We start from the raw sequence: 6,000 nt of genomic DNA, 5'->3' as shown, positions 1-6,000 counted from the left end.
CTCCACCGCCGCGCCCTTGCCGATCCTGGGCAAGGGCGCGGTGGAACGCGCGCTGCGCAAGCGCCGGCACAAACCGATGTTCATGGTGGACATCGCCGTGCCGCGCGACATCGAGCCCGAGGTCGGCCAGCTCGAGGACGTCTACCTCTACACCGTGGACGACCTGCAGGAGGTCATCGACGAGAACATGGCCTCGCGCCAGGCCGCTGCCGAACAGGCCGAAGAGATCATCACCCAGCGCGCCGGCGAGTTCATGCGCTGGCTGCGTGCCCGCGACTCGGTGGACAGCATCCGCCAGCTGCGCCAGCGCGCCGACAGCGTGAAGGCCGAGGCGCTGGCCAAGGCCGAAGCCATGCTGCGCGCCGGCAAGTCGCCCGAGGAGGCCATGCAGCTGCTGGCGCACAACCTGACCAACAAGCTGATGCATGCCCCCTGCAAGTCGCTGAACACCGCCGCGCACGAGGGCGACGCCCGCCTGCTGGAGGCCGCGCACCGGCTGTTCCAGCTGCCCGCCCCGGAAGACGACCCCGGCGACGATTCCGACTCCGGCACCCGTTCGTGAAGGCCTCGTTCCGCACCAAGCTCGAGGGCCTGACCGAACGCCATGCCGAGATCGCGCAGCTGCTGGCCACCCCCGACGCCGCCGAGGACCCGGACCAGCTGCGCCGCCTGTCACAGGAATACAGCCAGCTGGAACCGGTGGCCGAGGCCTGGAAGGCCTGGCACGACAACCACGCGGCGCTGGAAGAGGCGCGCGCGATGCTCGAGGACGACGACGCCGATCTGCGCGCCATGGCCGAGGCCGAGATCGAATCCCTGACCGAACAGACCGAGGCGCTGGAGGCGGAGCTTTACCGCCACCTGATCCCGAGCGACCCGCACGACAACGCCAACGTGTTCCTGGAGATCCGCGCCGGGACCGGCGGTGACGAGGCCGCAATCTTCGCCGGCGACCTGCTACGCATGTACACCCGCTACGCCGAAAACCAGCGCTGGAAGCTGGAGATCCTCAGCGCCAGCGAGGGCGAGCATGGCGGCTACCGCGAGGTCATCGCGCGCCTGGCAGGGCAAGGCGCCTACTCGCGGCTCAAGTTCGAATCCGGCGCTCATCGCGTGCAGCGCGTCCCCGAGACCGAATCCCAGGGCCGCATCCATACCTCCGCCGCAACGGTCGCCATCCTGCCGGAACTGGAGGAGGTCGAGATGCCGGAGATCAACCCGGCCGACCTGCGGGTGGACACCTTCCGCGCCTCCGGCGCCGGCGGACAGCACATCAACAAGACCGACTCCGCCGTGCGCCTGACCCACCTGCCCACCGGCATCGTGGTCGAGTGCCAGGAAGAACGCTCGCAACACAAGAACCGGGCCAAGGCGCTCACCTACCTGGCGGCGCGCATCTTCGAGACCGAGCGCGAGGCCCAGGCGGCCGCGCAGAGCGCCGAACGCAAGGGTCTGGTCGGCAGCGGCGACCGCTCCGAGCGCATCCGCACCTACAACTTCCCGCAGAGCCGGGTGACCGACCACCGCATCAACCTAACCCTGTACAAGCTGGAACAGGTGATGGCCGGTGACCTCGACCCGGTCATCGACCCGCTGATCCACGAATACCAGGCCGAGCAACTCGCCACCCTCGCGGAGGCGTAATGGAGGCCCCACCCACGCTGGATACCCTGTTGCAGGGCCTGCGCACCCGCCTTCAGGACGCCGGGATTGAAACCCCCGGCCTGGAAGCCCGCATGCTGCTGGGCGCCGCTACCGGTCGGGACACCGCGCAGCTGATCGCACACGGCACCGACCCGGCCACCCCCGAACAGGCCAGCCGCGTGGACGTGCTATGCCGGCGCCGCTGCGCCGGCGAACCGATGGCCCATATCCTCGGCCGGCGCAGCTTCTGGACGCTGGAGCTGGGGGTCTCCCCCGCCTGCCTGATCCCACGCCCCGAGACCGAACTGCTGGTCGAACATGCCCTCACGGCCATTAACGCCTGCAGCCGCGCGCACCCCCGAGTACTGGATCTTGGCACCGGCACTGGCGCGATCATCCTGGCGCTCAAGGCGGAACGCGCGGCCATCGAGGCCGTCGCCTCTGACCACAGCCTGGATGCCCTGCGCCAGGCTCGTGCCAACGCGGACGCCCTCGGGCTGGATGTAGCCTTCCTGCAGGGATCCTGGCTCGCCCCGCTCAAGCCACGGGACACGTTCGACGTGATCGTCAGCAACCCGCCCTACATCGCCCTGGACGACCCGCACCTGACCCGCGGCGACCTGCGCTTCGAGCCGCACTCCGCACTGGTCGCGGCCGATGTCGGCCTGGCGGATCTACGCACCATCATCCAGACCGCCGGCGAGCACCTGGCGCCCTCTGGCCACCTGCTTCTGGAACACGGCTTCGACCAAGCCTGCGCCGTACGCGCAATGCTGGAAGATGCGGGTTACACCGCCATCCGATCACACATCGACACCGCCGGACACGAGCGCATCACGGAGGGTCTCCTGGCACCCGAAGGACCGGCCTGAACGGCCGAGATCGGCAGCCCCAACACCCCTGTCGTGGACCCTAGGCTGAGGGGCCTGCAAGCCCGCCGGTGATAGCTTCGATGTGCACCGCGGACAGCAGCATGGAAGCTCCCTTTACGCGGGGTGAAGCGCACACAAACAAAAAGGCCCCGGCACAAAGCACCGGGGCCAATCGCGTTCAAATGAAAGGTCGCAAACCATCAAACCACTGACCACCAGCCCTCAGTGGCGGGGCCACTGGCACCCACCCGACTAAACGGTCGGGTCATCTACGGCAATCGCTGCGACCGCTGACGTCATCAGCCATCGTTCTTGTCGAAAGCCTCGAACGCGTCCGGGAGTTCATGGCTTCTGAAGGCCCAGCCTCCTGTCACCTTGACCCGTCCCGACGGATGCTGCTCGGCGTCCATGGACGCTATGCCCAGACCACGGCTGAAGGCTACCGCCTTCTCGCCAGTATCAAGGCGCGTTACTGCAATCCGTCGCAGCCCGGCTTCATGACTCACCGCAATCGGGCCCTGCTCGGTCCCAAACCAGTGCAGGCGCCAGAAATAGTGGCCTTCGTTACGACGCCCGGTTCGGGGGTCGTACAAGGATTCAAACGAGTGCATGTTCGCACATTCATTCACGATCGAATTGCGCTGTCGGCATTCAGAATGCACGCTCACCTGGCCACCTTCGGACGAGATGTTGATCGGAACGACCGATTGATCACGGTAGTTGATCAGCGCGTAATCTTCGGCCGAACTCCCTCCTAGCGCATCCCCGAGAGCACGCATCGTGCGCATCATCGACTCGCCACTGCTCCGAGCCCGATTGCGCTCGATCAAAATGTACCCGGTGGAGGCAATATCACCGTTCTGGTGAGCCGCTAGGTGGAAACCATCCGGTACTCCAAGCGTGCTAACACCCTCGCCCGGGGCATAGATAAAGGCGTTCTCGTCTCGCGCGACCGCAAAGCCGCGGGATGTCGGCATCAAGTGCGAACCCCTCAGCGTCTCTCCGGTCACCGTCCGGATGCTCCAGTTCGATCGCCCACGCTCCGCATGCGCAATCGTCACAGGCGCAAGACCATTGGAGGGATTCGCAGTTCTCACCTGGTATTCGCGATCCGCAACCGCCATCAGGTAGGTGACCGCCCCGGTCGTCGTATCGAATCCGTAAGAGGAAATCTCCCCCTGCGGTTCCACATATGCGACACCATCGATCAGGAAACCGTCACGCCGGCGTTCGAACCGAGCACCTTGGTTGTCAGGCGCCCACATAGGCTCCAATCGTTCAGCAACCTCCTCGGGGCCCATCTGCCCGAATCCCGCTACCGCCGCGCCCGATGGCTCCTGCGGATGCCGCTGCTGTGCCGCCCCCATCGCCTCGAGAAGCGCCATGGCACGTTCGTAATCGTCATTCGCGGACGACTCTGCCGGTTCCGCCGGCTGCACCGGACGGGGCTCGGGCGCAGCCAGACAACCTGCAAGCAATACCGAAGCCGCAAGGACACCTAGTCCTTTCTTCATTTGTTGTTCTCCCTGATTAATAAACTCTTCTATACGCACAAAAATACGGCCCCAAGCCGCTCGGAACAAATTGGTACGGAGGTATCGATACCGCCATGGGGAGCCACCCCAAAAAACCCCGCTCTATTGGCGGGGTCTTATATAGTAATGTTTACATAAAATTTGTCGATTTAAAAGGAAGGGCCCCCAACGCAAAAAAAGCCCCGGTGCGTGAGCGCCGGGGCCAACCGTGCGCTGTGGGTACCACCTACAATGGCAGACGCAGGTGCAAGTTGACCGAACCGGCGGGGGAAGACCGGTGGCGGTAGCGGCTCGAACGATGGTCGTAGTAGTGATAGTGATGATGCTCGTGACCACGTGAATGCTTTTGATGGCCACGCCCACGACTCTTCGCACGCTTCGCCTGCTTGTGCCCCCGCGCGCCGGGATGGCCACGGTAGTCCTTGTGCCCGCTCGAATGGCCGTGACGCACGTGCTGCAGGGCACCCGCATCGAAGGTCGAGGCACCCGCCGCCGCGACCGGATGGGCCGCATGCGTCGGGGCGGACAGGGCGAATGCCAGCAGCGCGGCCGGCGCCAGAATGGCGAGTCGTTTCATGATGGATCCCTCCTTCCATCCAGGCCGCCTTGAGAGAGCATCGACGGCCCGGGGTTGTGGCAGGATTGCCAGGATCAAGCGTATGCAGCGTTCCTGAATGGTTCCTAACTGAGCCCGTCCACGAGCGTGACGCCGGTTACAATTTCGGCCTTACCCGGAGATTGCCCCATGGATGACGACCAACTCCTGCGCTACAGCCGCCAGATCATGCTCCCCGGCGTGGGCATCGAAGGGCAGGAATCCCTGCAGCAGGCGCATGCAGTGATCATGGGGCTCGGCGGGCTGGGCTCACCGGTGGCGGCCTACCTGGCCGCAGCCGGGGTGGGCCGGCTGACGCTCGTCGACCCGGATCATGTGGAGGTGACCAACCTGCAGCGCCAGATCCTGCATACCGATGCGGACATCGGCCGCGACAAGGTGGCCTCGGCCGCCGATCGCGTGGCGGCCATGAACCCCCGCTGTCAGGTAGAGACGCGCGCCGAGCGCCTGGATGACGCGGCGATGACCCGGCTGTTCGCCAGCGCCAACGTCGTACTGGACGGGACGGACAACTTCGCCGCGCGCGGGGCCATCAGCCGCGCCGCACTGGCGGCCGGCACACCGCTGGTCTCCGGCGCGGTAATCCGCTTCGAGGGACAACTGACCACCTTCGACTACCGCGATCCGGAGGCGGCCTGCTACCACTGCCTGTACGGCGAGGGGGGCGGCGACGAGGACACCTGCGCCGCCAACGGCGTGCTGGCCAGCCTGCCCGGTGTGGTCGGCAGCCTGCAGGCGACCGAGGCCCTGAAGCTGCTCATGGGTCTGCCGATCCTGAGCGGCCGGCTGCTGATCCTCGACGGGCTCGCCATGCAGTTCCGCGAGATCCGGCTGCGCCGCGACCCCGCCTGCCCGGCGTGCAGCCACGGCCACGCCCCGGCCTGAAGCGAACGGATACGCGCGAATCAGGCGCAGGAGCGGGGATGAAAGGGCAGGACCTTGCCGGGTGATGACGGTGGAGCGACCTCGGAAATCGCCGCGTTCAGCTCCGCCTCCATCGCAGACAGCGTGCGGTTCATCACCATGCTGGCCATCGCATGGAACAGCAACAGCTCGCAGGCCACCGGGCGATGCAGGCTGCGCCGACCACGGGAATGGAAGGCCGTCCAGGCAACCACCGGCATATCGTTCAGCACCCGGTCCACGACGATCCAGGCATCACGCTGGAGGATCAGGTCCAGTTGTTTGAGCCCCGACGGGGACAGGCGGATCTCCGGTCCCAGCCGAGCCAGGGCGCGACGCACCTGGTTGAAATAGCGCGCCTCCACCAGCCAGCCGGGGCGGACATCCAGGGTCGGGATTTCGGTGTGCCGGGAATACATCGCGCCCTCGT

The 6,000-nt window shown here is 66.0% G+C and carries 7 protein-coding genes; 4 read left to right on the top strand and 3 right to left on the bottom strand.

Annotation, left to right across the window (positions count from 1 at the left end; all coding sequences use genetic code 11):
- The 3 genes from B0684_RS11820 to prmC form a co-directional block, all read left to right on the top strand.
- A partial coding sequence (locus B0684_RS11820; RefSeq protein WP_463606923.1) for a glutamyl-tRNA reductase occupies positions 1-562 on the top strand: 562 nt, incomplete at its 5' end.
- Complete coding sequence (prfA, locus tag B0684_RS11815; RefSeq protein ID WP_018649652.1) at positions 559-1,644, top strand: peptide chain release factor 1; 1,086 nt, start codon at positions 559-561, stop codon at positions 1,642-1,644. The genes B0684_RS11820 and prfA, both read left to right, overlap by 4 nt.
- Entirely contained in the window at positions 1,644-2,516 is an 873-nt protein-coding gene (gene prmC, locus B0684_RS11810) for a peptide chain release factor N(5)-glutamine methyltransferase (protein WP_018649651.1), read from the top strand. The genes prfA and prmC overlap by 1 nt, the downstream gene beginning before the upstream one ends.
- 299 nt (positions 2,517-2,815) lie before the next feature.
- Here the strand turns inward: prmC and B0684_RS11805 are convergent, their stop codons facing one another.
- A complete protein-coding gene (locus B0684_RS11805) occupies positions 2,816-4,030 on the bottom strand; it encodes a hypothetical protein (RefSeq protein WP_231365739.1) in 1,215 nt (404 codons plus the stop codon).
- 247 nt (positions 4,031-4,277) lie between these two features.
- Positions 4,278-4,628, bottom strand: a complete 351-nt coding sequence (locus B0684_RS11800; RefSeq protein WP_018649649.1) for a hypothetical protein — start codon at positions 4,626-4,628, stop codon at positions 4,278-4,280.
- 168 nt (positions 4,629-4,796) lie between these two features.
- Between B0684_RS11800 and B0684_RS11795 the strand changes: the two genes are divergently transcribed.
- Positions 4,797-5,552: a HesA/MoeB/ThiF family protein gene (locus B0684_RS11795; protein WP_018169030.1), complete on the top strand. Its 756-nt coding sequence runs from the start codon at positions 4,797-4,799 to the stop codon at positions 5,550-5,552.
- A 20-nt stretch (positions 5,553-5,572) separates the two neighbouring features.
- Here the strand turns inward: B0684_RS11795 and B0684_RS11790 are convergent, their stop codons facing one another.
- Complete coding sequence (locus tag B0684_RS11790) at positions 5,573-5,989, bottom strand: hypothetical protein (protein ID WP_018145252.1); 417 nt, start codon at positions 5,987-5,989, stop codon at positions 5,573-5,575.
- Positions 5,990-6,000 lie beyond the last annotated feature (11 nt).

The organism is Thioalkalivibrio versutus, from assembly GCF_001999325.1.
Classification (GTDB): domain Bacteria; phylum Pseudomonadota; class Gammaproteobacteria; order Ectothiorhodospirales; family Ectothiorhodospiraceae; genus Thioalkalivibrio; species Thioalkalivibrio versutus.
This window is presented reverse-complemented; position numbering and strand designations above follow the sequence as displayed.